General features: G+C 35.2%; 36 protein-coding genes and 1 pseudogene. 5 read left to right on the top strand and 32 right to left on the bottom strand.

The features are described 5' to 3' along the window. From BGO27_06860 to BGO27_06880, 5 genes and pseudogenes are all read right to left on the bottom strand, one after another. Positions 1-260, bottom strand: a pseudogene (locus tag BGO27_06860) (hypothetical protein). 235 nt (positions 261-495) lie between these two features. Beyond that, the gene (locus tag BGO27_06865) at positions 496-1,890 is read right to left on the bottom strand and encodes a dihydrolipoyl dehydrogenase (protein ID OJV16353.1); all 1,395 of its coding nucleotides are present in this window, start codon (positions 1,888-1,890) and stop codon (positions 496-498) included. Positions 1,891-1,908: 18 nt separating this feature from the next. Beyond that, positions 1,909-3,171, bottom strand: a complete 1,263-nt coding sequence (locus BGO27_06870) for a pyruvate dehydrogenase complex dihydrolipoamide acetyltransferase (protein OJV16354.1) — start codon at positions 3,169-3,171, stop codon at positions 1,909-1,911. Between the two features lie 20 nt (positions 3,172-3,191). Then, positions 3,192-4,178 (bottom strand): alpha-ketoacid dehydrogenase subunit beta, encoded by a 987-nt coding sequence (locus BGO27_06875; GenBank protein ID OJV16355.1) that lies wholly within the window; start codon positions 4,176-4,178, stop codon positions 3,192-3,194. A gap of 18 nt (positions 4,179-4,196) precedes the next feature. After that, on the bottom strand, positions 4,197-5,183 hold the full coding sequence (locus BGO27_06880; protein OJV16356.1) for a pyruvate dehydrogenase (acetyl-transferring) E1 component subunit alpha: 987 nt from the start codon (positions 5,181-5,183) through the stop codon (positions 4,197-4,199). Between the two features lie 76 nt (positions 5,184-5,259). Between BGO27_06880 and BGO27_06885 the strand changes: the two genes are divergently transcribed. The 5 genes from BGO27_06885 to BGO27_06905 all read left to right on the top strand — a co-directional run bounded on the left by BGO27_06885 (position 5,260) and on the right by BGO27_06905 (position 11,788). After that, on the top strand, positions 5,260-5,979 hold the full coding sequence (locus BGO27_06885) for a hypothetical protein (protein OJV16357.1): 720 nt from the start codon (positions 5,260-5,262) through the stop codon (positions 5,977-5,979). 2 nt (positions 5,980-5,981) lie between these two features. Then, on the top strand, positions 5,982-8,117 hold the full coding sequence (locus tag BGO27_06890) for a flagellar biosynthesis protein FlhA (GenBank protein OJV16358.1): 2,136 nt from the start codon (positions 5,982-5,984) through the stop codon (positions 8,115-8,117). Next, positions 8,117-10,039 carry a hypothetical protein gene (locus BGO27_06895; GenBank protein OJV16359.1) on the top strand — a complete coding sequence of 641 codons (1,923 nt, stop codon included), beginning with the start codon at positions 8,117-8,119 and terminating at the stop codon, positions 10,037-10,039. The genes BGO27_06890 and BGO27_06895 overlap by 1 nt, the downstream gene beginning before the upstream one ends. Positions 10,040-10,044: 5 nt before the next feature. After that, the gene (locus tag BGO27_06900; protein OJV16360.1) at positions 10,045-11,331 is read left to right on the top strand and encodes a hypothetical protein; all 1,287 of its coding nucleotides are present in this window, start codon (positions 10,045-10,047) and stop codon (positions 11,329-11,331) included. Between the two features lie 241 nt (positions 11,332-11,572). Beyond that, positions 11,573-11,788 carry a hypothetical protein gene (locus BGO27_06905; GenBank protein OJV16361.1) on the top strand — a complete coding sequence of 72 codons (216 nt, stop codon included), beginning with the start codon at positions 11,573-11,575 and terminating at the stop codon, positions 11,786-11,788. A 327-nt stretch (positions 11,789-12,115) separates the two neighbouring features. Here the strand turns inward: BGO27_06905 and BGO27_06910 are convergent, their stop codons facing one another. The 27 genes from BGO27_06910 to BGO27_07040 form a co-directional block, all read right to left on the bottom strand. Beyond that, positions 12,116-12,502, bottom strand: coding sequence for a 50S ribosomal protein L17 (locus tag BGO27_06910; GenBank protein OJV16362.1), 387 nt, complete (start codon positions 12,500-12,502; stop codon positions 12,116-12,118). A gap of 15 nt (positions 12,503-12,517) precedes the next feature. After that, positions 12,518-13,540, bottom strand: coding sequence for a DNA-directed RNA polymerase subunit alpha (locus BGO27_06915; protein ID OJV16363.1), 1,023 nt, complete (start codon positions 13,538-13,540; stop codon positions 12,518-12,520). Positions 13,541-13,584: 44 nt separating this feature from the next. Then, positions 13,585-13,974 (bottom strand): 30S ribosomal protein S11, encoded by a 390-nt coding sequence (locus BGO27_06920; protein ID OJV16364.1) that lies wholly within the window; start codon positions 13,972-13,974, stop codon positions 13,585-13,587. Between the two features lie 9 nt (positions 13,975-13,983). Then, on the bottom strand, positions 13,984-14,352 hold the full coding sequence (locus BGO27_06925) for a 30S ribosomal protein S13 (protein ID OJV16365.1): 369 nt from the start codon (positions 14,350-14,352) through the stop codon (positions 13,984-13,986). Between the two features lie 106 nt (positions 14,353-14,458). Further along, positions 14,459-15,139, bottom strand: coding sequence for an adenylate kinase (locus tag BGO27_06930; protein ID OJV16366.1), 681 nt, complete (start codon positions 15,137-15,139; stop codon positions 14,459-14,461). Position 15,140: 1 nt separating this feature from the next. Continuing rightward, a complete protein-coding gene (locus BGO27_06935; protein ID OJV16367.1) occupies positions 15,141-16,481 on the bottom strand; it encodes a preprotein translocase subunit SecY in 1,341 nt (446 codons plus the stop codon). 17 nt (positions 16,482-16,498) lie between these two features. Further along, complete coding sequence (locus BGO27_06940) at positions 16,499-16,951, bottom strand: 50S ribosomal protein L15 (protein ID OJV16368.1); 453 nt, start codon at positions 16,949-16,951, stop codon at positions 16,499-16,501. 16 nt (positions 16,952-16,967) lie between these two features. Then, a complete protein-coding gene (locus tag BGO27_06945) occupies positions 16,968-17,177 on the bottom strand; it encodes a 50S ribosomal protein L30 (GenBank protein ID OJV16369.1) in 210 nt (69 codons plus the stop codon). Between the two features lie 2 nt (positions 17,178-17,179). Further along, positions 17,180-17,722: a 30S ribosomal protein S5 gene (locus tag BGO27_06950; protein OJV16370.1), complete on the bottom strand. Its 543-nt coding sequence runs from the start codon at positions 17,720-17,722 to the stop codon at positions 17,180-17,182. A gap of 16 nt (positions 17,723-17,738) precedes the next feature. Next, a complete protein-coding gene (locus BGO27_06955; protein OJV16371.1) occupies positions 17,739-18,104 on the bottom strand; it encodes a 50S ribosomal protein L18 in 366 nt (121 codons plus the stop codon). 15 nt (positions 18,105-18,119) lie between these two features. Then, a complete protein-coding gene (locus BGO27_06960) occupies positions 18,120-18,680 on the bottom strand; it encodes a 50S ribosomal protein L6 (GenBank protein OJV16372.1) in 561 nt (186 codons plus the stop codon). A gap of 9 nt (positions 18,681-18,689) precedes the next feature. Next, on the bottom strand, positions 18,690-19,079 hold the full coding sequence (locus BGO27_06965) for a 30S ribosomal protein S8 (GenBank protein ID OJV16373.1): 390 nt from the start codon (positions 19,077-19,079) through the stop codon (positions 18,690-18,692). 20 nt (positions 19,080-19,099) lie between these two features. Continuing rightward, complete coding sequence (locus BGO27_06970; GenBank protein ID OJV16374.1) at positions 19,100-19,405, bottom strand: 30S ribosomal protein S14; 306 nt, start codon at positions 19,403-19,405, stop codon at positions 19,100-19,102. A 12-nt stretch (positions 19,406-19,417) separates the two neighbouring features. Beyond that, positions 19,418-19,972, bottom strand: a complete 555-nt coding sequence (locus BGO27_06975; GenBank protein OJV16375.1) for a 50S ribosomal protein L5 — start codon at positions 19,970-19,972, stop codon at positions 19,418-19,420. Between the two features lie 10 nt (positions 19,973-19,982). Then, the gene (locus tag BGO27_06980) at positions 19,983-20,294 is read right to left on the bottom strand and encodes a 50S ribosomal protein L24 (GenBank protein ID OJV16387.1); all 312 of its coding nucleotides are present in this window, start codon (positions 20,292-20,294) and stop codon (positions 19,983-19,985) included. A 37-nt stretch (positions 20,295-20,331) separates the two neighbouring features. Next, the gene (locus BGO27_06985) at positions 20,332-20,700 is read right to left on the bottom strand and encodes a 50S ribosomal protein L14 (protein ID OJV16376.1); all 369 of its coding nucleotides are present in this window, start codon (positions 20,698-20,700) and stop codon (positions 20,332-20,334) included. Between the two features lie 20 nt (positions 20,701-20,720). Continuing rightward, positions 20,721-20,954: a 30S ribosomal protein S17 gene (locus BGO27_06990; protein OJV16377.1), complete on the bottom strand. Its 234-nt coding sequence runs from the start codon at positions 20,952-20,954 to the stop codon at positions 20,721-20,723. Then, positions 20,947-21,153 (bottom strand): 50S ribosomal protein L29, encoded by a 207-nt coding sequence (locus BGO27_06995; protein OJV16378.1) that lies wholly within the window; start codon positions 21,151-21,153, stop codon positions 20,947-20,949. The genes BGO27_06990 and BGO27_06995 overlap by 8 nt, the downstream gene beginning before the upstream one ends. Continuing rightward, entirely contained in the window at positions 21,146-21,571 is a 426-nt protein-coding gene (locus tag BGO27_07000) for a 50S ribosomal protein L16 (GenBank protein OJV16379.1), read from the bottom strand. Before BGO27_07000 ends, BGO27_06995 begins: the two co-directional genes overlap by 8 nt. 20 nt (positions 21,572-21,591) lie before the next feature. Further along, positions 21,592-22,221 carry a 30S ribosomal protein S3 gene (locus BGO27_07005; GenBank protein OJV16380.1) on the bottom strand — a complete coding sequence of 210 codons (630 nt, stop codon included), beginning with the start codon at positions 22,219-22,221 and terminating at the stop codon, positions 21,592-21,594. 10 nt (positions 22,222-22,231) lie between these two features. Next, positions 22,232-22,582: a 50S ribosomal protein L22 gene (locus tag BGO27_07010; GenBank protein OJV16381.1), complete on the bottom strand. Its 351-nt coding sequence runs from the start codon at positions 22,580-22,582 to the stop codon at positions 22,232-22,234. Between the two features lie 13 nt (positions 22,583-22,595). Beyond that, the gene (locus tag BGO27_07015; protein OJV16382.1) at positions 22,596-22,871 is read right to left on the bottom strand and encodes a 30S ribosomal protein S19; all 276 of its coding nucleotides are present in this window, start codon (positions 22,869-22,871) and stop codon (positions 22,596-22,598) included. 15 nt (positions 22,872-22,886) lie between these two features. After that, positions 22,887-23,717: a 50S ribosomal protein L2 gene (locus BGO27_07020; GenBank protein ID OJV16383.1), complete on the bottom strand. Its 831-nt coding sequence runs from the start codon at positions 23,715-23,717 to the stop codon at positions 22,887-22,889. Continuing rightward, positions 23,717-24,013, bottom strand: coding sequence for a 50S ribosomal protein L23 (locus BGO27_07025; GenBank protein OJV16384.1), 297 nt, complete (start codon positions 24,011-24,013; stop codon positions 23,717-23,719). The genes BGO27_07020 and BGO27_07025 overlap by 1 nt, the downstream gene beginning before the upstream one ends. After that, complete coding sequence (locus BGO27_07030) at positions 24,006-24,626, bottom strand: 50S ribosomal protein L4 (protein OJV16385.1); 621 nt, start codon at positions 24,624-24,626, stop codon at positions 24,006-24,008. Before BGO27_07030 ends, BGO27_07025 begins: the two co-directional genes overlap by 8 nt. 13 nt (positions 24,627-24,639) lie before the next feature. After that, positions 24,640-25,359 (bottom strand): 50S ribosomal protein L3, encoded by a 720-nt coding sequence (locus BGO27_07035; protein ID OJV16386.1) that lies wholly within the window; start codon positions 25,357-25,359, stop codon positions 24,640-24,642. Beyond that, a complete protein-coding gene (locus tag BGO27_07040; protein OJV16388.1) occupies positions 25,359-25,676 on the bottom strand; it encodes a 30S ribosomal protein S10 in 318 nt (105 codons plus the stop codon). Before BGO27_07040 ends, BGO27_07035 begins: the two co-directional genes overlap by 1 nt. Positions 25,677-25,933 lie beyond the last annotated feature (257 nt).

Genomic DNA, 25,933 nt, shown 5'->3' on the forward strand with positions numbered 1-25,933 from the left:
CTTATTATAACCCTTTCAGACATCCTTATTGTCAACCCTTTTCCGTCACCAAAACTTTGAACTTCTACAGCAATGACTTTGCCGCTATGATCGTCACTCCTGAACCATAATTCAAATACTTTATATATGTTCAAAGTATTGGTGACGAAAAAGGTTTGGCATTGGACGTCACTAATGATAAGAAAAACAAAAAATGACTGACCATCCCTAGGTGTGTCATTTTTTCTTCTATTTGTTGCGATTGTCATTCCGAGAGACATGGAATTTCTTGTGGGAATCCATCATAAACTTGAGCTTTTTATGGATTGCTTCAAAATATTGCATATTTTTCGCAATGACATGCGGCAAATTCTGTCACCAGGACTTTGAACTTATACAGGAATGACGACAGAAGTTGCCTTTAAATTTATTTCAGAAACCGAAATTCTGAAACTATACAGCAATGACCGCACCAAATGGCAGGGTCATTGCAAACAAACAAATGCCATATAATATCTATATATGAATGGCCTTTTTATAAGCGTCTAACACTGATTCGTGCATCATTTCAGAGAGTGTTGGATGCGGGAATACTGTATGCATTAAATCTTCCTCAGTGCCTTCCATATTCTTAGCTATCACATAACCCTGAATCATTTCGGTTACTTCTGCACCTACCATGTGCGCACCAAGAAGCTCACCTGTTTTTGAGTCAAATATAGTTTTCACTAAGCCTTCTGGCTCACCAAGCGCAATTGCTTTACCATTACCAAAAAATGGGAAGCGACCAACCTTAATGTCATATTTAAGCTCTTTTGCTTTCTCTTCAGTAATACCAACACTTGCTATTTGCGGTCTTGAATATGTACAGCCTGGGATATTTAATTTATTCATTTTGTGGGGATTTTTACCTGCAATTTTTTCTACTGCAATAATACCTTCATGGCTGGCTTTGTGCGCAAGCCACGGAGCGCCAGCTACGTCACCAATCGCATAAATATGTGGCTCTTCTGTTTGCATATAGTCATTAGTAATAACATGACCTTTAGCATCCAGTTTTATTTTTGTTTTCTCGATTGCGATTTTATCTGTATTTGGTGAAATACCAACTGCCATGATAATTCTGTCAGCAGTAACGCTTGCAGCTTTTCCATCAGCTTCATAATTAATGGTAACATCCTTGCTGCCTTTTTTAAGACCTTTTAAGTTTGCAGATGTTACTATTTTCATACCTTGCTTTTCAAAAGACTTTCTTGCAAAATCAGCAATTTCTTTGTCTTCATTGATTAAAATTCTTGGAGCAACTTCTAATAACGTAACTTCAGCACCAAGGTTTAAATAAAAGCTTGCAAACTCAATGCCTATTGCACCGCTACCAATTACTACAATTGATTTAGGCATTGTTTCAGGTACCATTGCCTCACGGTATGTCCAAACAAGCTTACCATCTGGCTCGTAACCTGGAATGACCTTTGCCCTAGCACCTGTTGCAAGAATAATATTTTTGCATGAAAGCGTCTGAGTTACCTTACCATCTACTGAAATTTCTAATGTTTTGCTATCTTTAAATTTCGCAAAGCCGTCAATTACATCTACTTTATTCTTTTTTAGAAGAGCTTTAATACCGCCTGAAAGTTTGCCTGATACATCACGTGAGCGTTTTACAATTTTGCTGATATCGATTTTAGCATCTTTAACTGTAATACCATATTCTTCGGCATGAGTAATTGTATGATATACCTCTGCTGTTCTGAGTAATGCTTTAGTTGGAATACAGCCCCAGTTTAAACAAATACCGCCTAAATGCGTTGCTTCAACAACGCATGCTTTCATTCCAAGCTGAGCTGCTCTGATTGCTGCAACGTAGCCACCTGGACCCGCACCTACTACTACTAAATTATAATTACTCATGTTTTACCTCCGAAACTCTTAAACCAGCATTAACACTGGGTTTTCAATATACTTCTTAAAGCTTGCTAAAAACTTAGCACCAACCGTTCCATCAACAACGCGGTGATCACTTGAAAGCGTTACTTCCATAATATTTGCAATTTGGATCTGACCATTTTTAACAACGGGTCTTTCAGTACTTGTTCCAATTGCTAAAATACATGTTTGCGGCGGGTTAATAATAGCATTAAAGTTCTTAATACCATACATACCTAAGTTAGAAATGCTAAAGCCCCCACCCTGGAATTCATGCGGAGCAAGTTTATTGTCACGCGCACGTTTTGCGAGGTCTTTCATTTCTGATGAAATGCTTGTAATGGTTTTTTGATCAGCGTTTTTGATAATTGGGGTAATAAGTCCACCATCGATTGCAACTGCAACAGATACGTCAACATTGTTATAAAGCAATGTTGCTTCATCTGTCCATGTGCTGTTTGCTTCTGGCACATCACGAAGTGACATAGCAACAGCTTTAATCACAATATCGTTTACCGATACTTTATAAACTGGCTTATTTTCACTATCTGTAACGCTGTTGATATCTTGTCTAAAGCTTAAAAGCTTATCGATTTTACACTCAATGTTTAAATAGAAATGCGGCACAGTTTGCTTAGACTCGCAAAGTCTTTTAGCAATAACTTTACGCATATTATTGTTTGGAACTTTTCTGTATTCTTCAGGATTACGTCCAACAAAGCTTACTGATGACTGCGGAGCCGATGCTGTCTTGCTACTGCCGCCAGATTTCATAGCGTCCATTACGTCATCTTTTATGATTCTGCCGTGAGGACCTGTACCTTGTACTCCAGATAAATCTACGCCTTCATTTTGCGCAACTCTTTTAGCAAGAGGAGATGCTTTTGCTCTATCGCCACTTTGCGCCTGAGGAGCGGCTGCAGCAGCTGCCTGTGACGCTTGCTTAGGCTCTTCTTTTGGTGCTTGAGTGACTGCAGCACCACCACTTTTACCTGCATAAGAATCAAGTGATGCTTTGTCTTCACCTGCTTCTAATATAAGGGCAATCAGTTCATTTACTTTTACGTTTTCTGTTCCCGCAGGAATTAAGATTTTACCAAGTGTACCTTCGTCAACAGCTTCTACTTCCATTGTAGCTTTATCTGTTTCGATTTCGGCAATTACTTCACCGGCTTTAATTTTGTCACCTTCTTTCTTCAGCCATTTAGCAAGATTTCCTTCTGTCATTGTCGGAGAAAGTGCTGGCATTAAAATTTCAATTGGCATTTATATACTCCCTCTTTGTGCTATTTATTTCTATAGCAAACTGATTTAACAGCTTCAATAATATCTTCAACTTGTGGTAACGCAAGCTTTTCTAGATTTGCAGCATATGGAAGCGGTACGTCTTTACCGGCAACCCTAACTACTGGAGCATCTAAATCATCAAATGCTTCTTCCATTACAAGCGCTGCAATTTCACTACCCATACCAGCAAATGGCCAGCCTTCTTCAACAGAAACGATACGGTTTGTTTTCTTAACAGAGTTAATAATAGTTTCTGTATCAAGCGGTCTTATTGTACGAAGGTCAATTACTTCACAGCTAATTCCCATTTCTTCTAAAACGCTTGCAGCATTAAGCGCATGCTTCACCATTAAAGAAAATGCTGTAATTGTAACGTCTTTACCTTCTTTTACAACTAAAGCTTTTCCTATCGGAACTATATAATCTTCATCATCCGGGACATCAAAGCTTTGGCCATATAACATTTCATTTTCTAAAAATACAACTGGATTTGGATCACGAATAGCCGCTTTGAGTAAGCCTTTAGCATCTGCCGCAGAATAAGGAGCAACTACCTTAAGACCAGGTACATGACCATACCAACTTGCATAACACTGAGAGTGCTGCGCACCAACACGTGCTGCCGCACCATTTGGCCCTCTGAATACTATGGGGCATCTAACCTGACCACCTGACATATAATTTGTTTTAGCAGCCGAGTTAATAATATGATCTATCGCCTGCATAGCAAAGTTGAATGTCATAAATTCTACAATCGGCTTAAGCCCAGCAAAAGCAGCACCTACAGCCACACCTGCAAAACCATGTTCTGTAATTGGCGTATCTATAACTCTTTTAGGACCAAACTCTTGTAATAATCCCTGAGTAACTTTATAAGCACCTTGGTATTCCGCAACTTCTTCACCCATTACGAATACTTCTGAATCTCTTTTCATTTCTTCGAGCATTGCATCTCTTAATGCTTCACGAACTGTTAACATTGGCATAATTATTTTCTCCAATCCTTATTCATCATTATAGATATCTGTCATAAGTTCACTTGGATCTGGCTCAGGACTATTTTGAGCAAATTCCACAACTTCAGCAACTAAAGCTTTAACTGATTTTTCAATATCCTCTAAATCACTTTCTTTAACTTTTTTAGCTGATAATAAATAGTTACGAAGATTATCTATCGGATCACGATTTTCTTTAAATTCATTTACTTCTTCTTTGCTGCGATACTTAGCTGGATCAGACATTGAGTGACCTCTGTATCTGTATGTTTTAAGCTCAAGTAAATAAGGACCCTTACCACTTCTAATATGATCAATAGCTTTTTTTGTACCTTCAATTACATCTAATACGTCCATACCATTTACAGCATAACCTGGAATACCAAATGACTCACCTTTTTTGTAAAGATCTGTAACTACGGTTGCACGCTCAACTGATGTACCCATTGCATACATATTATTTTCTACAATAAATAATGCAGGAAGTTTCCAAAGAGCAGCCATATTGAATGCCTCATATACCTGCCCCTGATGCGCAGCACCATCACCAAAATATGAAACGCTAATATTGCCATTATCTCTGTATGCATTTGCAAACGCAAGACCAGCTCCAATTGGAACCTGTGCACCCACAATACCATGACCACCAAAGAATTGTTTTGGAATGTCGAACATGTGCATTGAGCCGCCTTTACCTTTTGAACAGCCATCTATTCTTCCAAGTAATTCTGCCATTACCCTTCTTGGATCCATACCGCATGCAAGCATATGACCATGGTCTCTATAGCTTGTAATAACCTGATCGCCTTCAATAAGATTATGCTGAATACCAACTACTACAGCTTCTTGTCCGATATATAAGTGACAGAATCCACCAATAAGTCCCATACCATAAAGTTGACCAGCTTTTTCTTCAAATCTTCTGATGAGAAGCATATCATAATACAACTTTAAATACTCATCTTTTGCTAGACTCAATTTTTTTTGTTTTGACACACTGAATACCCTTGCTTAAAAAAATTTAATAAATTAAATTAGTTACAAATTATCATAATTTAGTATTGATATTACCATGAAACATAATTTATACAACAAATTTGCTAACAATATTAAGGCATATACAATCGCTGAGATGTCTATTGTGCTATTAATTATCGCATTAATTACTGCAGGTGTAATGGGCGGAATTAATTATATTGAACAAGCAAGACTTTCTAAGATTGCTTCAGAATTAAATATGTACCGCACAGCTGTAAAAAGTTTCATTGATAAATATCAGGCAATTCCTGGAGACATGCCAAATGCCTCAAGCACCATAAGCTCGACTGCAACAAATGGCGATGGAAATGAGCAAATAACTACTAACTCAGAAACTTTAATTGTGTGGCAGCATTTAAATTTGGCAGGCTTTCTTAGCAAGACTTACACAGCATCTACCGCAGATGTAGTTTTACCAAAAGGACCTGTTGAGGGAAGCTATTATGCCATAAGAACAAGTGATATTAACGGCATTATAAAAACATATGTAGAATTTGGGGGAATATCTAACACTGCAAGGGGCTTTGCAGATGTTAGCATTCTTACTCCAACTCAGGCTCTTACGGTTGACCGTAAAATTGATGATGGTGTTGCAACAACAGGAAATGTACTGGGTATAACTGGGCTTGCACCTATAACTTTTACATCACTGACCTCTACTGATTGCGCTGACACATCACTTACCGCAGCGTCAAAATATAATATGACGAATGCAAATTTAGTAGTATGTAAATTAGTTTATTTAATTGATTAAATATGGCAAAAGCAAAAGTATCGGCAGGATTTAAATTAAGCGATAGCTTTGTTGGCAAAGTTGATAAAATTTTCCAGCACACTGACGTATTACTTGCAATAGGTGTAATTGGCATTGTAATGGTGCTACTTTTTCCAGTACCAAAAATACTTTTAGATTTTTTATTATCTATTTCTATAACAAGCGGCATTCTGATTTTAATGGTAAGTTTATTTATCAACAAATCACTGGAATTATCATCATTCCCTACCATATTACTTATTACCGCTTTACTCAGGCTCTCTTTAAATATCGCATCTACACGGCTTATACTTTCTTCTGGTCATGGCGGAACTGGTGCAGCGGGTAAAATTATTGAAGCCTTTGGCGGCTTCATTATGAGCGGAAACATAGTAATTGGGATTATCGTATTCTCTATTCTTACAATTATTAACTTCATAGTAATCACAAAAGGTTCTGGAAGAATCGCGGAAGTTGCTGCACGTTTCAGCTTAGATGCAATGCCTGGTAAGCAAATGGCAATTGATGCCGATTTATCAGCAGGTATTATTGACGAAGAAACAGCAAAAGCAAGAAGGAAAGAACTTGAAGATGAGTCAACATTTTACGGGGCAATGGATGGTGCTAACAAGTTCGTAAGGGGAGATGCTATTGCAGGCATTTTAATTACGTTTATTAACTTTATAGGCGGCATAGTTATTGGTGTTATAGAAAAAGACATGAGTTTTTCAAGCGCTTTAAAAACATATACAATTCTGACCATTGGTGATGGGCTTGTTTCGCAAATACCTGCACTTATCATATCGCTTTCTACAGGCTTAGTGGTTTCCAAATCGGGTAATGTTGGCTCTACAGATAAAGCAATATTTGGGCAACTGGGTAAATATCCTGTTGCCTTACTTATTTCTGCAACAATATTATTGCTAATGGGTCTTATGCCAGGCATCCCGTTATTACCATTTCTATTTTTAGCTGGGCTTATTGGCGGCATTTCATATGTAACTAATTCCGATATATTTAAAAAGCTTAAGGAGTCTGATAAAGCTAAAGAAAATGCTGCAAAAGCAGCAGAAAGCGCACCTGAAGCACCTTCCCCAGACAGTGACGAAGCAATTATCGATAGTATAAAAATTGAGCATATTAGAATTGAACTTGGCTACAGCTTATTATCATTAGTAAACTATGCTAAAGGCATTAAACTTACAGACCAGATTAAATCTTTAAGAAAACAGATTGCAAAAGACCTTGGTTTTATTATTCCTTCTGTAAGGATTCAGGATAATATGCAGCTGCCAAATGATCACTATATTATATATGTAAAAGAAATAAAATGTGGTGAAGGCATAATTAAGCCCGATAAAATTATGGTTATGGATCCTAAAGGTGGCGAGATTGATTTTGCTGGCGACAGAGTTTTAGAGCCTGCATTTAATTTACCAGCGGTTTGGGTTGATGAAAACCTTAGGGAAGAGGCAATTATTCGCAATTACACAGTAGTTGAGCCTATTACAGTTATTACAACACACCTTACTGAAATTATAAAAGATAATATAACAGACTTACTCACCTATGTTGAGACACAAAAATTAATCGATGGTATGCCAGATGAACACAGAAAGCTCGTTGGGGACATTATACCATCTCAGTTAACTGTTAGCGGTATACAAAAAATATTACAAAACTTACTAAATGAAATGATTTCAATTAGAGACTTACCTACTATTTTAGAGGCTATAGCTGAAATATGTCGCAGCACGAAAAGCTTAGTTCTTATTACGGAATATGTAAGGTCAAGGCTTGCAAGACAAATTAGCCAGACGCTTATGAATCATGAAGGGGTTATACCTGTTGTATCTTTATCCCCAGCATGGGAGCAAGCATTTATGGAAAGTTTAGCTGGCGCAGGTGAAGACAAAACCCTTACAATGCCACCATCTAAAATTCAGGAGTTTGTAGCTCTTACTAAACAGGTATTTGATGATTTAGCTGCAAAAGGCGAAATGCCTTGCCTGCTTACCAGCCCACAAAACAGACCTTATATAAGATCTATTATTGAACGTTTCAGACCAATTACACCTGTAATTTCACAAGCTGAAATTCATAGCAAAGTTAAAGTTAAAACTCTTGGACAAATATAATGCATGAGTATTTTTTAATAAGCCATATCAATCCTTTAAACAGACCTACATATAATCAAAGAACTGAAAATTTACTTGCTATATCATCAATCCTGTCTGGTATCACTGTATTTAGCTCCCTTCGTAATAATACTTCTTTTTATGGAACTATTATAGATGTAACGAAAGAAGGATTTATAAAAGTTAAAACTGATTTTGGCATAATGGAAATGGAGTCTGATTTGATTCTTTTTCAGACTGGCATGCAGCTTGAGTTTGCTGCTTTCCAGCGTCAGGATTCACTTATGCTTCAGTTACTCAAAATAAATAACGAGTCAGCCAAACATTTTTTAAATACTCAAAAGCTCGAAAGCTACGGCAGCGAGATTATTAAACAAAATATCAAAGATTCAATCAGAGAAACTATTTTTATAGATATCGGAAATACTCACCCTCCAAAATATATAGAAAACATTAGAAATGATTATGTTAATATTCCACCTAAAAACAGCCCCATAAATACAACATTAGCGGATTTCAAACTACAAACATTTAAAGAAATTATTCCTGAAAATGAAGATCCTACTATTGTTGAGAAAATTATTTTTGATATTGCAAAAAATACCGATGTACCTGAACTAATCGCAATAATGGCAGGCAACCCTGATAATCAGGATATAAAAAGACTTATGCAGGTAATGCGTCAGTTTATAAACATCAGTATTGAGTTTTCAATTGATCCCGAGCATGATGGACTTGAGACAAATGAAGCAGTAACGTCTTCAAAAAGAGTTGATAATAATGTTGAAAATACTATAAATCCGTCAAAGACTAAATCGGCTTATGAAGTAAAATTACAAAAACAAACCCATGATAATATGGCTCCTAATGTTGTAATCGATCATCATCTTGAGAATGAATATTCCACGCAAAAAACTTCAAACTCTCAAACTCTTCAATTTAAAACAAATGTACATAATAATATTGCTACAGTAGAGCTTAATCATCAGGTAAATGTACAGCCCCTAAAAGATGGTATTGATACTCCTTTAGGCTTTATAAAATACACACCTGAAATTAAAGCATCAATAATGGCAAAAAATAGCAATTATAATTTAGATGATATAAAACCCAATAATCTGCCTGCAAAATTACCAATCACCATTCAGAAAGTTATTTTTGAAATCCCAGAGAAAAAAGTGTCTCCTAAGATTGAGGCGCTGGAAGCTACGGAAGGTTTTAAAACTATTGAAAGAACTATTAAACAATTACCACAAATTTTAGACCCACTGAGTACTGAGGAATATTTAAGAGATTACGACGAAGACACTCAAAAGATTATTAAGCTAATTTGTAATATTCCAAATTTAAATAAAAAATCTTCCATCCTTTCACAGGTAAATAAGTTTATTTCAGAAATTAAGAAGTATGAATTTGAGCCTAATAATCTAAAATATTCAAAGCCTGTTGAAAATAATAATTTTGTTGATGTTGCAGGCATGATTCATGAACTTGATACAATTAAAACAAGTATGGAAAATTCCAGAGAAACCAAAGAATGGCAGGTAATACCTTTGCCTATTATTTATAACTCTCAGGTAATGAATTTAAACTTTTATGTTCAAAATGAAAGAGAACATAATCAGGCAAGTTACGAACGTCCAAGTAAAACTCTTTTTAAAATAGAGATTACAAGTTCACCTCTTGGAGTTCTTACTATTGATGGAAATATTTATAATAGAGACAATAAAAAATTTTTAGACCTTAGTCTTTATGCCGAGAAAGAAATACCAAAAGATATTAATAACGGCATTAGAGATAAATTTAAAAATGTTCTAGAAGCACTTGAATGTGATGGCAGATTAAAAATACTTTCAAAAAAAACTTTTGATCAAAACCCAAAATCGTTTATAAAAAACTTACTTGATAATATAAGAGCGTAAAAACTATGGTAAGAATGCCTCACTGGCCGAAACCTTTTTGGTACTCACAGATTAATTTTGGCTTTGAAAGAATTGAACCTGTTCTAAAAGTATTAGACAATCCTCACTTAAAATTACCGCCTATTATTCATGTTGCAGGAACAAATGGCAAAGGATCTACTGTAAGTTTTATTCGTAAAATTTTAGAAACTAGCGGAAAAAAGGTTCATACCTATACCTCTCCGCATTTGGTAGAATTTAACGAACGCATTGTTATAGCGGGCAAAAAAACATCTGATGAATATTTATATGAAATTATTGAGAGAACCAGAATAGCAGCAGAAAATTTAGGTATTCAGTGTACATTTTTTGAAGCGACAACTGCTGCTGCTTTTATTGCATTTAGCGAAAACCCTGCAGATTATCTTATTTTAGAGACAGGTATGGGCGGAAGGCTTGATGCAACAAACATTGTAGAAAACAAAATTGCAACCGTAATTACACCGATTTCATATGACCATACCGAATTTTTAGGCAAAACTCTTTCTCTTATAGCCAAAGAAAAAGCAGCTATTATGCGACCAAATACTCCATGCATCATTTCAATGCAAACCGATGAAGCATTTGATAGCATAGAAGAATATGCTACAAGTAACAATAGCCCTACGTTAAGCTTTGGCTATGACTGGGGCGTTGAGAAAACACCAAATGGTTTTATTTATAAATCTACTCATGAGGAAACTGAATTTAGGAGACCCTCATTACCTGGGGATCATCAAATAATAAATGCCGCAACCGCGATTACCTGTATTAAAGCAGTGACTAATATTGATAACAATACAATTGATAGAGCAATACAGTCGACTTACTGGACAGGAAGGCTTGAAAACATTACATCAGGATATTTTTACAATAAATACACTAGCTTTGCTAATATTTGGCTTGATGGTGCGCATAACGCATCTGGTGCGCAGGTTCTTGGCGAATGGCTTGCCGAGCAGGAATTGCCTACCTATATGATTTTAGGTATGACAAGAAATCGTAATATTGAAGACTTTTTATCATTTACAGGCAAGCATTTGAAAGGTGTATTTGGAATATATGTAGAGGATGAACCATCAAGCTATAAAGCAGATATTGTTAGCGAAAGAGCTAAAACATATGGAATGAATGCATTTGCTGCCGATAATTTAGATGATGCATTTATACAGATACAAAATGATATTAAAATGAATGGTTTTGAAAAGGCTAATATATTAGTTACTGGTTCTTTATTCCTAGTTGGTATGTTTTTAAGGCTGAATAAGTTTTAAGCAAAGATAATAATGATTTTAAATATAACTTTTAGATTTGCTTCTATAGAAGATAAGGATACAATTTTTTCTTGGTTAGAAAAACCTTACATTCAAGAGTTTTGGGATAATATAGTTGAGTCTTTATAATTACGTCATTTCCTCAGTCACCTAGGTTTACTAGGCTTCGTTCGTCCTTCCTGTACCATAATTTAAACACTTTAACTATAGTACTGAGCATAGATAAGATATATTGATTTTTATGAATGGTGGGCAAGAAAAATCAACTTATTTTAAAGGAGCTTTTTCTTACTGGGTTGGTTATAAAAATAATGAAACTTTTTGTTTATTAATGACTAGCAGAAGTATTTTAGGTAAAGGTATCAGCCCAGCATGGAAAGAAGCACTCTATAAAACTGGAAGAACCTACAGTATTGACTTTTTAATAGGCGAAGAAAATAGTCAGGTAAGGGTTTAGCATCTATTACACTCCAAAAGTTTACAAAATTTTTTAAGCATAATATCGATTATAAAGCAGATACCTTCTTAATTGATCCCGATGAAAACATTCCTAAAGCAAAGCATGTTTATAAAAAGGCAGGGCTTATTGAGGTTGGTAAATATGAAATATTTGATGGGTATTTTGAGGGCAATACTAATTGTCTGATGGTTACAAAAGAATTCTAGTTAGGATAGTTTTCAAGAAGTAAGCTGTTTCATTATTTCAAGAAACAAATCTCGTTTATCAAAATAAAAAAGCCCTCTAAATAGAGAGCTTTTTTATTTTTAAGTCATATGATTTAACTTAAGCTATGTCCGAACCTCTAGCTTCAACATCTCTGTCTACGAACTCAAGAACAGCACGTGGAGCCGCATCACCAAATCTGAAACCAGCTTTAATGATTCTTGTGTATCCACCTTGTCTTGTTGCATAACGAGAAGCTAAAACTTCAAAGAGTTTTTTAGCTAAATCTTCGCTTTTAAGAATAGCGATAGCTCTTCTTCTAGAAGCAAGATCACCTTTTTTAGCAAGTGTAATTAAGCTTTCAACAAAAGGCTTAACAAATTTTGCTTTAGGTACTGTTGTAATAATTTGCTCATGCTGAACGATAGCTCTAGCAAGATTAGACATAAGCGCCTTTCTGTGCGCAGATGTTCTATTAAGTTTTTTTCCACTTTTTCTGTGATTCATGATTCAATCCCAAAATTAATAATTAGGTTCTTCGTATTTTTTAGCAAGCTCTTCAATATTTTGTGGTGGCCATTCTGGAACAACCATACCAAGTTTTAAATCCATAGCGGTTAAAACTTCTTTAATTTCATTGAGAGACTTACGACCAAAGTTTGGTGTTCTAAGCATTTCTGGCTCTGTCTTAACAACTAAATCACCAATATATGTAATGTTATCATTACGCAGGCAATTTTGCGAACGAACAGAAAGCTCAAGTTCTTCAACTTTTTTGAGTAGCAAAGGACTAAACGGCAATTCTTTTTCTTTTTCTTGCGCCACTTCCTCTTCTTCCTGGAAATTAATGAAGATTTGGAATTGATCTTGCAATATTCTAGCAGAATAAGCTACAGCCATTTCTGGAGTAATAGTATTATCAGTTTCGATACTTAAAATCAGTTTATCATAGTCAGTAATTTGACCAACACGGCTATTATCGACTTTGTATGAAACTTTTTTAACTGGACTATAAAGCGCGTCAACATGGATAACACCAATTGTTTCATCACCAGCTTTGTGCATATGAGCAGGAACATAACCCTTACCAACCTGGGTAGTCATTTCCATAGAAAACTCAGCGCTTTTGTCAAGGTGACAAATTACTAAATCTTTATTTACAATTTCAACATCAGAAGGGGCTTCAATCATTCCAGCTGTAACAATAGCAGGACCTTTTACATTCAGTTTAAGCTTTCTTTTTTCAGTTGTATGACTTCTGATAACTAAAGATTTAACATTCAGTACTATGTCTGTAACATCTTCTTTAACACCCTGGACTGATGAAAACTCATGTAAAACGCCATCAATTTTAACAGATGTAACCGCACAACCTTGCAAGGAAGACAGAAGAACTCTACGAAGTGAGTTACCTAATGTTAAACCAAAACCTCTTTCAAGTGGTTCTACGATAACATCTGCAATAGATGGGTTATAGTGATTTGGAACAATTTGAATGCTAGTTGGCTTAATCAAATCGTTCCAGTTTTTTGACATTAAAGACATAGGTTATAAATCCTCTATGATATAGTTAAAATAAATAGAACAAACTATACTCTTCTTCTTTTTGGCGGTCTGCATCCATTATGTGGAAGTGGAGTTTCGTCAGTAATTGAAAGTACTTCAATACCAACAGCTGCAATAGCACGTATTGCAGATTCACGACCAGCCCCAGGACCTTTAACCACAACGTTAACTTTTTTTGTACCGAATTCATTTAATGCACGTCTTGCTACTTCATCAGCGTTAATCTGACCCGCGTACGGTGTAGATTTTTTTGAACCTTTAAAACCATTCTTACCTGAAGTACTCCAAGCAATAACGTTTCCATTAGTATCGGTTATGGTAACAAAAGTGTTATTAAAAGTTGCATTTATTTTGGCAATTCCAATTGGTACATCTTTTTTTTGTTTTTTCTTAGTTTCTAATTTTTTAACCATGCTCAAAACCTATTTCTTTTTACCGGCAATAGCCTTAGCTTTACCTTTTCTTGTTCTTGCATTTGTATGAGTACGCTGACCTCTAACAGGAAGTCTCTTACGATGCCTTAAACCTTTATAGCAACCAAGGTCAACTAAAGCTTTAATGTTCATCGCTACTTCTCTCTTAAGGTCACCTTCCACGACATAATCGCGGTCGACAATCTCACGAATTCTTGTAATTTCTGATTCTGTAAGCTCATGAACTCTTTTGCTTTCTGCAAAAGTCATTTCAGCACAAATCTGTTTCGCTCTATGAGCACCAATACCATGTATGTATTGGAGAGCAATTAAAACCCTTTTATTTGTAGGTATATTTACACCGGCTATACGCGCCACAACAATTTACTCCTTATTAAATTGATATACTTAGTATACAAACTCTAATATTCTGGAATGTACATAATATCTATACTTTTTATAAAGTCAATATTATTCCAGTATATTAGGTACTATTTTTTAAACTTTTAGCAAGTTTATGCTGATCTAAGACTTTAGTTATTAGGTCTGTAACGACATCTAAATCCTGATCACCATTAATATTAACTAAATTACCTCTATTTTTATAATAATCCAATAAAGGTTGTGTTTGTTTATAATACTCTTGCATCCTAATTTTAATGCTTTCCTCATTATCATCTCCTCTGACAATAAGTTCCGCAGATCCACAACTATCACAAATTCCCTCAACTTTCGTTGGGTTTGTGAACTTGTTATAACTTGCACCACATGATTTACATGTGATACGTCCTGATATTCTTTTAAATAAAAGATCATCAGATAATTCTAAATTAATAACAAAATCAATAACTTCTCCCTGAGTTTCCAAATACTTATCTAAAGATTTCGCTTGAACAAGTGTTCTTGGAAATCCATCTAGTATATAAGACACTGATTTATCGAGAGAATTTAATTTTGCAACAATTACTTCTGTAACAAGATCATCAGGCAATAATTTACCCTGATCCATTATAGATTTAACCTTTATAGATAATTCGCTGTTATCTTGCGATAATGCCCTAAAAACATCCCCTGATGAAATTTTCAGCATATTATAGTGCGTGCGAATCCTATCGGCTTGGGTTCCTTTGCCAGAGCCTGGGGGACCCATGAGAATTATTCTCATTTTACTTCTTTCCCCTTGCATTCATTTTATTAATTAAAGACTGATATTGTCCCATATATAAATATGACTGAATTTGAGACATAGAATCAGTTACTACATTTACTACAATCAAAATACTTGTTCCACCTAAATAGAAAGGAACACCAAACTTTGACACCAAAAACTCAGGTAATAAACATACTAAAATCAAGTACATAGCACCAAGAACTGTAAGTCTTGTAATGATATAATCTAAATATTCAGCAGTTGCTTTTCCTGGTCTCTTACCTGGGAAAAAACCACCATTTTTCCTAAGATTTTCAGCTGTTTCCTCAGGATTAAATACTACTGAAGTATAGAAAAAACTAAAGAAAGTTATCAAAGCTGCATATAAAACCATATATAAAGGCTGACCATGGCCAAGATAAATTGCTATATCTTGTAAAATCGAGTCTGATCCAGTACTTCCCGCAAAATTAACTATTGTAAGTGGGAATAACAATATAGATGATGCAAAAATTGGCGGAATAACGCCAGACATATTAATTTTAAGAGGCATATAAGATGATTCACCACCACCAAACGACCTAACACCAATTTGTCTTTTTGGATATTGAATAAGAAGCTTTCTAAAAGATCTTTCAACAAATACAATAAAGTATAATATACCACAAGCTATTGCTAGGATTGTTAAAAGCTCAAGAGTACCAATCGCACCTGTTCTCCCTAATTCAAATGTGGAAGCTAATGCTGAAGGAATACCAGCTACGATACCCGCAAAAATAATCATAGATGTTCCATTACCAATACCTTGCTGAGTTATACGCTCACCAAGCCACATAAGGAAAACAGTACCTGCTGTCAGTGTTGTGATTGAAGAAAGTTTAAAGATTATACCAGGATTATTTACTAATGAGCCAGAAGAAGCAGACATAGCCTCTAAGCCTGAAGCAATACCAAAAGATTGAACAATACACAAAATAATAGTTAGATATCTTGTATATTGATTAAGCTTTTTCTTACCGAGCTCACCTTCTTTTTTTAGGCTTTCTAAATCTTTTGAAATAATAGTCATAAGCTGCAGAACAATCGATGCCGTAATATATGGCATTAATGCTAAAGCAAATATTGTCATCCTACCAAGTGAACCACCAGATAGCATATTAAAAATACCTAAAATTCCTTGGGAGTTTTGGGCAAATATTTCCTCAAGTACTCTTGCATCAATCCCTGGTAACGGTATATAACAACCGATACGGTAAACAATAAAAGCTCCTATAATATATAGAAGCTTTTTTTGTAAAGATTGTGCAGAAGAAGATGATGAGGTTGAAATTCCTTTATTCATGTAAGATGACATCATTTTATTCTACTAACTCTTTAGTTAACTATTTGACCGTTTGAAGATTCTATAGCAGCTGTAGCTGATTTAGAATATGCAGCTAAATTAAATTTAAGGCTAACAGTTAATTCACCATCACCTAATAATTTAACTCTGCTGTCTACTTTCTTAAGCAATCCTAATTCAACGAGTTTAGCATTGTCAACTAAATCGCCAGCATTAAGCATTTTTTCTTCAACGTAAAAACTTAAATCGCCTGTGTTTACAGGTACATATTCTTTACGATTTAATGGGTTAAAACCTCTTTTTGGAAGTCTTCTGTGAATAGGCATTTGACCGCCTTCAAATCCATTAATCGCAACACCTGTTCTTGATCTTTGACCTTTAGTACCAGATCCACAAGTTTTACCTTTACCAGAGCCAATACCTCTACCAACTCTTTTAGCTTTATAATTTGATCCAGGAACTGGAGCTAGTTCATTAAGTAACATTTTTAACTCTCTAAAACTATAATTGTTCTACTTTAACTAAGTGCTGAACTTTATTGATCATCCCTCTGATAGAAGGTGTATCTTCAAGCACTTTTGTTCTGTTCATTTTATTTAGACCAAGACCAATTAATGTTGCTTCTTGATCTGATTTTCTTCCAAGTTTACTACCAATTTGGGTAACCTGAATTTTACCAGAATTTTCTGATTGTTTTTTCTTAGGAGCCATTATTAGTTACCTGCTAATGTATCGGTTGCTTCTCTGTTTTGAACAATTTCACCAACTTTTTTATTTCTTTTTTCAGCAATATTTTTTGGTGAACCAAGTCTTTGTAATGCATCAAATGTAGCTCTAATAATGTTATTAGCATTTGTTGAACCTAAAGACTTACCTACTACGTCATGAATTCCGAGTAAACCAAGAACTGTACGAACTGGACCACCCGCAATAATACCTGTACCAGGAGGAGCAGAACGTAATACTACAGAACTTGCACCAAATTTACCAACGATATCATGATGAATTGTTCTATTTTCACGAAGTGATACTTTGATTAAGTTTTTCTTAGCTTGAGAAGTAGCTTTGGATTTAGCATCCATAACTTCCTTACCTTTACCAATACCAAAACCTACGTTACCTCTACCATCGCCAACTACTACTAAAGCAGAAAATGTGAAAATTCTACCACCTTTTACAACTTTAGTTACGCGCTTAACTTGAACAAGAGAAGATTTTAATTCAAGATCTTCCTGTTGCTTTTTCTTAATTGCCATTATACATACACCTCATTTAGAAATTAAGGCCAGCTTCACGCGCGGCATCAGCAAGCGCTTTCACTTTACCATGATATTTTTTACCGCCTCTATCGAAAACAACTGTTTCAATACCAGCATCTTTTGCTCTTTGAGCAAGTGCTTTACCTACTTCAGCAGCAGCATCGATATTAGAAGTTTTGGTAAAACCTGACTTCATAGCTTTATCGATTGTAGAAGCCGAAACTAATGTACGGCTTTCTTGATCATTGATAATTTGTGCATATACATGTTGGTTAGACATGAATACAGACAGACGTAATTTAGAGTGTACTAGAGATCTAATTTTTGTACGAACTCTTTGTTTTCTTCTGTTAAATCTCAGGAGAGGATTTTTTGCCATAGCTAATTTATCCTATTACTTTTTATTTGTTACTTCTTTACGGAGGATTACTTCATCCTCATACTTAATACCCTTGCCTTTATATGGCTCTGGTTTTCTTAGCGATCTAATTTTAGCTGAAACTTGACCTACTTTTTGTTTATCAATACCTGACACAACAAGTAAAGTTGGTTTTTCTGCAACAATTTTAATTCCTTGTGGAATTAAAAATTTAATTGCATGGCTATAACCTAAGTTTAAAGTTAAAATTGACTTATCAATAGCAGCTTTAAAACCTACACCATTGATTTCCAACTTTCTCTGGAAACCTTCAGAAACACCTAAAATCATATTTAATAAGAGAGTTCTAGATAAACCCCATTTAGATCTGTAAAGTCTTTGTTTTTTGTTAGGCATGCCAGTAAGTTCAACTACTGGAAGAGCAAAAATTTCATCACCTTCCTGAACAATCTTTACTTCTTCATCAAAAACCCTTTCAAGTTCACCTAATTTACCAGTAACTTTAACAAAGTTTCCTTTAATTTCAATTTTAACATCTTTTGGCAACTTAACGCCATTTTTACCAATACGTGACATATTAATCTCCTAGAATACACTACAAATTAATTCGCCACCTAAATTCATACGGCGAGCTTGATGATCTGACATAACACCTTGTGGAGTAGAAATAATTCTAATACCTAAACCATTATAGAATTTTTGTAGGTCTTTAATTTTAGTATAAACACGTCTACCTGGTTTAGATTCTCTTTTAATTTCACTAATAACAGGCTTGTTATTTACATATTTAAGCTGAACTGCAACAGTTGGTTTGTCTGATTCTTCAACTTCGTAATCAGCTATATAACCCTCTGACTTCAACACTTCTAAAATTGCTAATTTCATTTTTGATGAAGACAATTCGATATACGCTAACTTGGCATGTTGCCCGTTTCTAATTCTTGTTAGCATATCAGCAATTGGATCTGTTAACATTTAATAACTCCTAAATTATTTTACCAGCTTGACTTTTTAACACCAGGTAATAATCCAGCAAGCGCAAGCTGTCTAAGCGCAATACGGGACATTCTGAACTTACGATAATAAGCTCTTGGTCTACCTGTGAGTTCACATCTATTCTTAATTCTTGTTTTAGAAGAATTTCTTGGCATTTCCGCTAATTTGAAAACTGCTTCCATTCTTTCTTCAAGAGAAGTGTTTTTGTTATAAATTGTAGCTTTAAGATCAGCTCTTTTATTAGCTGCACTTTTAGCCATTTTCTTTCTTCTGTTATTTTTTTCAACAGCACTTTTTTTAGCCATAACAAATATCTCCTAGTTAAGAAACGGTACATGGAATAATGATAACAATTCTTTTGCTTCTACATCAGTTTTAGCAGTTGTAACAATTGTTATATCCATACCACGGATAGCATCAATTTTATCATAATCGATTTCAGGGAAAACGATTTGCTCTTTAACACCAATTGTAAAGTTTCCTTTACCATCAAATGATTTGGCAGAGTAACCTCTGAAATCACGAAGCCTTGGTAAAGAAACTAAAATAAAGCGTTCAAGGAAAGAGTACATGCTATCACCGCGTAACGTTACTTTACAACCGATTGGCATATTTTCTCTAAGCTTGAAAGAAGAAATAGATTTTTTAGATCTAGTAATCAAAGGCTTTTGAGCAGAAATAGCAGCAAGGTCAGAAACAGCATTATCAATAACTTTACTGTTTTGTACCGCTTCACCTACACCCATGTTGATTACAACTTTTTCAAGTTTAGGTACTTCCATTACGTTTTTATAACCAAACTCTTTTACCATTTGCTTTATTATGGAAGCCTTATAAAGGTCTTTAAATTTTTGTACTTTTTTAGTAGCCATAATATTAATCCTAACTATCTATTCTTTTGCCAGATTTTTTAGCAAATCTGTATTTAACACCATCAGAATCAATTTTAAAGCCAACTCTAGTAGGTTTGCCTGATTCCGGATCAACTAAAGATACATTTGAAACATGAATTGGTAATTCTTTTTCAACAATACCACCTGCTGATGTATAAGATGGTTTTTCATGACGCTTAACAGTATTAATACCTTCAGCAACAACTTTGTTTGCTTTCGGCATAACTTTAGTTACAACACCTTGTTTACCTTTATCTTTACCAGCTGTTACAATAACTGTATCGCCTTTTTTAATTTTCATTTTGCTCGGACGCGCATTTAATAAAACTTTAGACATATTATAATACCTCTAACGCTAATGAAATAATCTTCATGAATTTCTTAGCCCTTAGTTCACGAGCAACTGGACCGAATATACGTGTACCCATTGGCTCGCCTTGTTTATTGATAAGCACTGCAGCATTATCATCAAATCTAATAGCACTACCATCTGCTCTTTTAACTTCTTTGTGGGTTCTTACAACAATAGCTTTGTAAACGTCACCTTTCTTCACTTTTGTTCTTGGAAGAGCATCTTTAATAGATACTACGATTACATCACCTATTGAAGCGGTCTTTCTTCCAGCACCACCCAAAACTTTAATACATTGGACTTCTTTTGCACCAGTATTGTCTGCAACAACAAGTCGTGTTCCTACTTGAATCATAACTTAACCTGTACAATAAATTATTCTTCAGAAACTACAACCCATTTCTTTGATTTAGAAATAGGTTTAGATTCTTCAATTTTAACAACATCACCAATTTTGCAGCTATTATTTTCATCATGAGCTGCATATTTTTTGTGAACTCTAATAATCTTTTTATAAACAGGGTGCATGACTCTGCGCTCAACCTTAACAGTAACTGTTTTATCGGCTTTATCGCTTACCACTACACCTTGTAGTATACGCTTAGGCATTAGATGCCTCCATTTTTCTTTTAGTTATTTCTGTATTAATTCTGGCAATCTCCTTCCTAACCTGAGAGAACCTTGCAGTATTCTTAAATTCACCTGCAAATTTTTTGAATCTCAATGACATCAACTCTTTTTTTGACTGGTTGAGTTCAATGAAAAGCTTCTCGAGGTTAAATGAAGTGTAATCTGTACCTTTACTCATTTTCTTCCTCACCAATTGCTTTAATAAACTTAGTTTTAATAGGAAGTTTTGCTGAAGCTCTTTCAAAAGCTTCACGAGCAAGCTGCTCATTTACACCATCGAGCTCAAATAAAATTCTTCCCGGTTTAACTCTACAAACGAAATACTCTGGAGAACCTTTACCACTACCCATACGTACTTCTTGCGGTTTTTTTGTTACAGGAATATCTGGGAATAGCCTGATCCATAATTTACCAGCACGACGAATATGTCTCATAATCGCACGTCTTGCAGACTCGATTTGACGAGCTGTAAGTCTTTCAGGCTGTAGAGCCTTAATGCCAAAAGAACCGAATGCCAATGTGAAACCACCTTTAGCGTTACCATGGATTCTACCTTTATGGGCTTTTCTAAATTTTGTCTTTTTAGGACTTAGCATAGTTATTTACCTTTGTATCGCTAATTAATAACTCCAGGTCTATATATCCAGACCTTGACACCTATCACACCGTATGTAGTATGAGCTTCTGCAGTTGCATAATCAATATCAGCTCTAAGTGTATGTAAAGGCACTCTGCCTTCTCTATACCACTCAGTTCTAGCAATCTCTGCACCACCAAGTCTACCTGACACAGCAACTTTAATACCAAGAGCGCCCATTTTCATAGCTGTTTGAATAACTTTTTTCATAGCTTTTCTAAATGAAACTCTTTTTTCAAGTTGTAAAGCAACTGATTGTGCTGCAAGCGCTGCATCTAATTCAGGCTTTCTAACTTCAACAATATTTAAGCTGATTTCAGAATTCGTAAATTTAGCAATATTAGACTTAACTTTCTCAATATCGCTTCCTTTTTTACCAATTACTACACCAGGACGCGCAGTATGAATTTCAATTTGAGCTTTATTAGCTGCACGCTTAATACCAACTTTACTAATACCAGCCTGAGCTAATTCTTTTTTAATGTAATTTCTGATTTTAAGATCTTCATGGAGATAGTCCGCATATTTTGAACCTTGCGCACACCATAATGAATCCCACTCTTTATATACACCAATCCTGAAACCAACTGGATTTACTTTTTGACCCATTACATTCCCCCTAGATTTCTTGTAAATGTATTGTTATGTTGCTGAAGAATTTTTCAATTCTTGCAGATCTACCTCTAGCTCTTGCGCTAAATCTTTTCATTACAAAAGATTTACCAACCTCAACCCTAGCAACATGAAGTCTGTCGATATCCATTCCAAGGTTATTTTCAGCATTAGCAACAGCAGATAAGAGACATTTCCTTACATCAATTGCAATTCTTTTTTTACTGAACTCTAAATCTACAAGAGCTGCGTTAGCTTTCTTGCCTCTGATCATACCAGCAACTAAATTTAATTTAATTGGACTGATTCTGAGCGCAGATATTTTGGCAGAAGCTGTTTTAATAGATGATTTTTTCATACTTTAAACTCCACTACTTCTTAGCTTTTTTATCAGCGCCGTGACCATGGAAAGTTCTTGTTGGAGAAAATTCACCGAATTTTTTACCAACCATTTCTTCTTTCACAGCAACTGGAATATATTTTTTACCATTATATACAGAGAAGGTAAGTCCTACAAACATTGGTAGAATTGTTGACCTTCTTGAATTTGTTTTAACTACCGTATGTCTTCCTGATTCTTTTACAGCCATTGCTTTTTTAACCAGGTATCTATCTACAAACGGACCTTTCCAAACGGAACGTGGCATTTTACTTAACTCCTACTATTTCTGAAATCTTCTACGAACGATAAACTTAGAAGTACGTTTATTCTTTCTAGTACGTTTACCTTTTGTCGGTTTACCCCAAGGTGTAACTGGATGACGACCACCAGAAGTTTTACCTTCACCACCACCATGTGGGTGATCAATTGGATTCATCGCAACACCACGAACTACTGGTCTTGAACCCATCCATCTTTTTCTACCCGCTTTACCATAATTTTCATTTTGGTGATCAGGGTTAGAAACAGCACCTACTGTTGCCATACATTCTAAACTAACTTTACGAACTTCACCTGAACGAAGTCTAAGAATTGCGTAACCAGCATCTTTACCCACTAACTGAGCATAGCTACCAGCAGCACGCGCCATTTGACCACCTTTACCAGGTCTTAGTTCTACGTTGTGAATGATAGTACCAACAGGTATCTTTCTAAGAGGAAGACTATTACCAACTTTAATATCAGCATTTTCAGAAGACACAATAACATCACCTACAGCAAGCTTCTGTGGAGCAAGGATGTAAGACAATGTATCATCTTCATAACGAATTAAAGCAATGAACGCTGTTCTGTTTGGATCGTATTCGATTCTTTCAACAGTAGCATTAATATCGAATTTAGCTCTTTTAAAATCAACTAAACGGTATAATTGCTTATGACCACCACCAATATGTCTTGTTGTGATACGACCGTTATTATTTCTACCACCTGTACGTTTTTGACCTTGTACCAGCGTCTTTTCAGGACGACCTTTATAAAGCTCAGAACGATTGATGAGAATCAAACCTCTTTGACCAGGTGTAATTGGATTAAATTTCTTAAGTTCAGCCATTATTTAATCTCTCCTGAAAAATCGATAGCTTGACCATCTTTTAATGTAACGATAGCTTTCTTAACATCAGAACGTCTACCTAAGCGGCCACGAAATCTTTTTGTTTTCCCTTTGTTTGTAATGGTATTTACTTCTTTTACTGAAACACCAAAGATTGACTCAACAGCTTTTTTTACATCATGCTTTGTAGCAATACCCGCTACTTCAAATGTAAACTTGTTAAAAGCAGTCATTGAATCTGTTTTTTCTGTTACTATTGGCTTTACCAATACATCATAAATATTAAGACTAACCATTTAAACGCTCCTCTAAAGCTTTAACAGCTTCTTGCGAAACAACTAAGTAGTCATGCTTTAAAATATCATATACGTTAAGTCCTACAGCAGGAATAACATCAACTCCAATGATATTTGAGCAAGCTTTTGCAAAGTTTTCATCTTTCTCTGCAGAAACAAAGAGAGCTGAAGAAACACCAAGGGTTTCAAGTTTAGCAACTAAAGCTTTTGTTTTATATTCTGACATTGCTAAAGAATCTACAACAATAAGTCTTTCACCCAAGCTTTTAACAGAAAGAGCATGCTTTAATGCTAATTTTCTGAATTTTTTTGTAAGGTCAAATGAGTGATCTCTAACAACTGGACCAAATATAACCGCACCACCTCTGAATTGTGGCGAACGCAAACTACCTTGCCTTGCTCTACCAGTTCCTTTTTGGGCGTATGGCTTTCTTGTTGTTCCAGATATTTCAGAAATTCCTTTTGTCTTATGATTACCTGAACGTCTTTTTGCTAGCTGGTAATTTACCATCATATGCAAAATATCTTGTCTTGCTGGAAGAGCATAAATTTCATCGTTTAGCTCAACACTTCCAACTTTATTTTTATCTAAATTAATAACATCTACTAACATAATCTACCCGATACTACTCCGTTACTTCATCAACAGATGCTGGAAACGGTAATTTATTGATTTGGTTCTTCTTTACCGCATCTTTTACAATCACATAAGAGCCAGCATTACCTGGTACAGCACCTTTTACGATTAATAAAGAGTTTTCGTTATCAACATCAACAACTTGAAGGTTTTGTATTGTTACCTTAGAATCACCTAAATGTCCAGCCATTTTTTTGCCTTTGAACACTTTTCCTGGGTCTTGACGCTGACCTGTTGAACCATGTGATCTATGTGTAATCGAAACACCGTGCGAAGCCTCTAAACCTCTGAAGTTCCATCTCTTCATACCACCAGCAAATCCCTTACCAATTGTGGTTCCAGTAATATCGACAAACTGACCAGCAATAAAATGATCTGGTCTTATTTTCGCACCAATATTAATAAACGCATCTGCAGAGATTTTGAATTCAGCAATTTTATTAGCTGGCTTTAAATTTGACTTAGCAAAAACACCCCTTACAGGCTTAGATACGTTTTTAGCTTTTCTTTCGCCACAAGCGATTTGAAGAGCATTATAACCATTTTTCTCTACTGTTTTATGATCAAGAACGAATTGATTCTCAATTTCAAGAACAGTTACAGGTATAACCGTACCATTTTGCTCATAAATTGTTGACATACCAAGCTTTTTGGCAATCATACCAGTTCTAACTCTCTGGTTAGATTCAAGTAATTTTAACGCTCTCATTATGCAGCCTCAACTAATTTAATTTGAACTTCAACACCTGCTGGAAGCTCTAATTTCATCAGCGCTTCGATAGTATGCTGTGTTGGGTAAATAACTAGAAGTCTTTTGTGAGTTCTAACTTCAAATTGCTCTCTTGATTCTTTATCAATATGAGGAGAACGGTTTACTGTAAACTTCTCAATTTTTGTTGGAAGTGGAATTGGACCACAAATATCCGCACCTGTTTTTTGAACATTAAAACGAATATCTGAAGCTGCCTGGTCAACAGCCTTACTGTCAAACCCTAGCAATGTGATATTAATTTTTTGGTTGTTTATCATTTTTTTCTCTTTGATATTAAAATTTTACCGCTGATACACGTATTTGATATCAGCGGTAGTTTGTTAATATTCGCACTTATTGTACGATTTTTGCCACTACACCGGCACCTACAGTTCTACCGCCTTCACGGATAGCGAAGCGTAAGCCTTCATCCATAGCGATAGGTGCAATAAGTTCCACTGTAATCTTAACGTTATCACCAGGCATAATCATTTCCTTACCAGCTGGTAAGAATACCTGACCTGTTACGTCT

The organism is Alphaproteobacteria bacterium 33-17 (assembly GCA_001897445.1).
Classification (GTDB): Bacteria; Pseudomonadota; Alphaproteobacteria; order Rickettsiales; family 33-17; genus 33-17.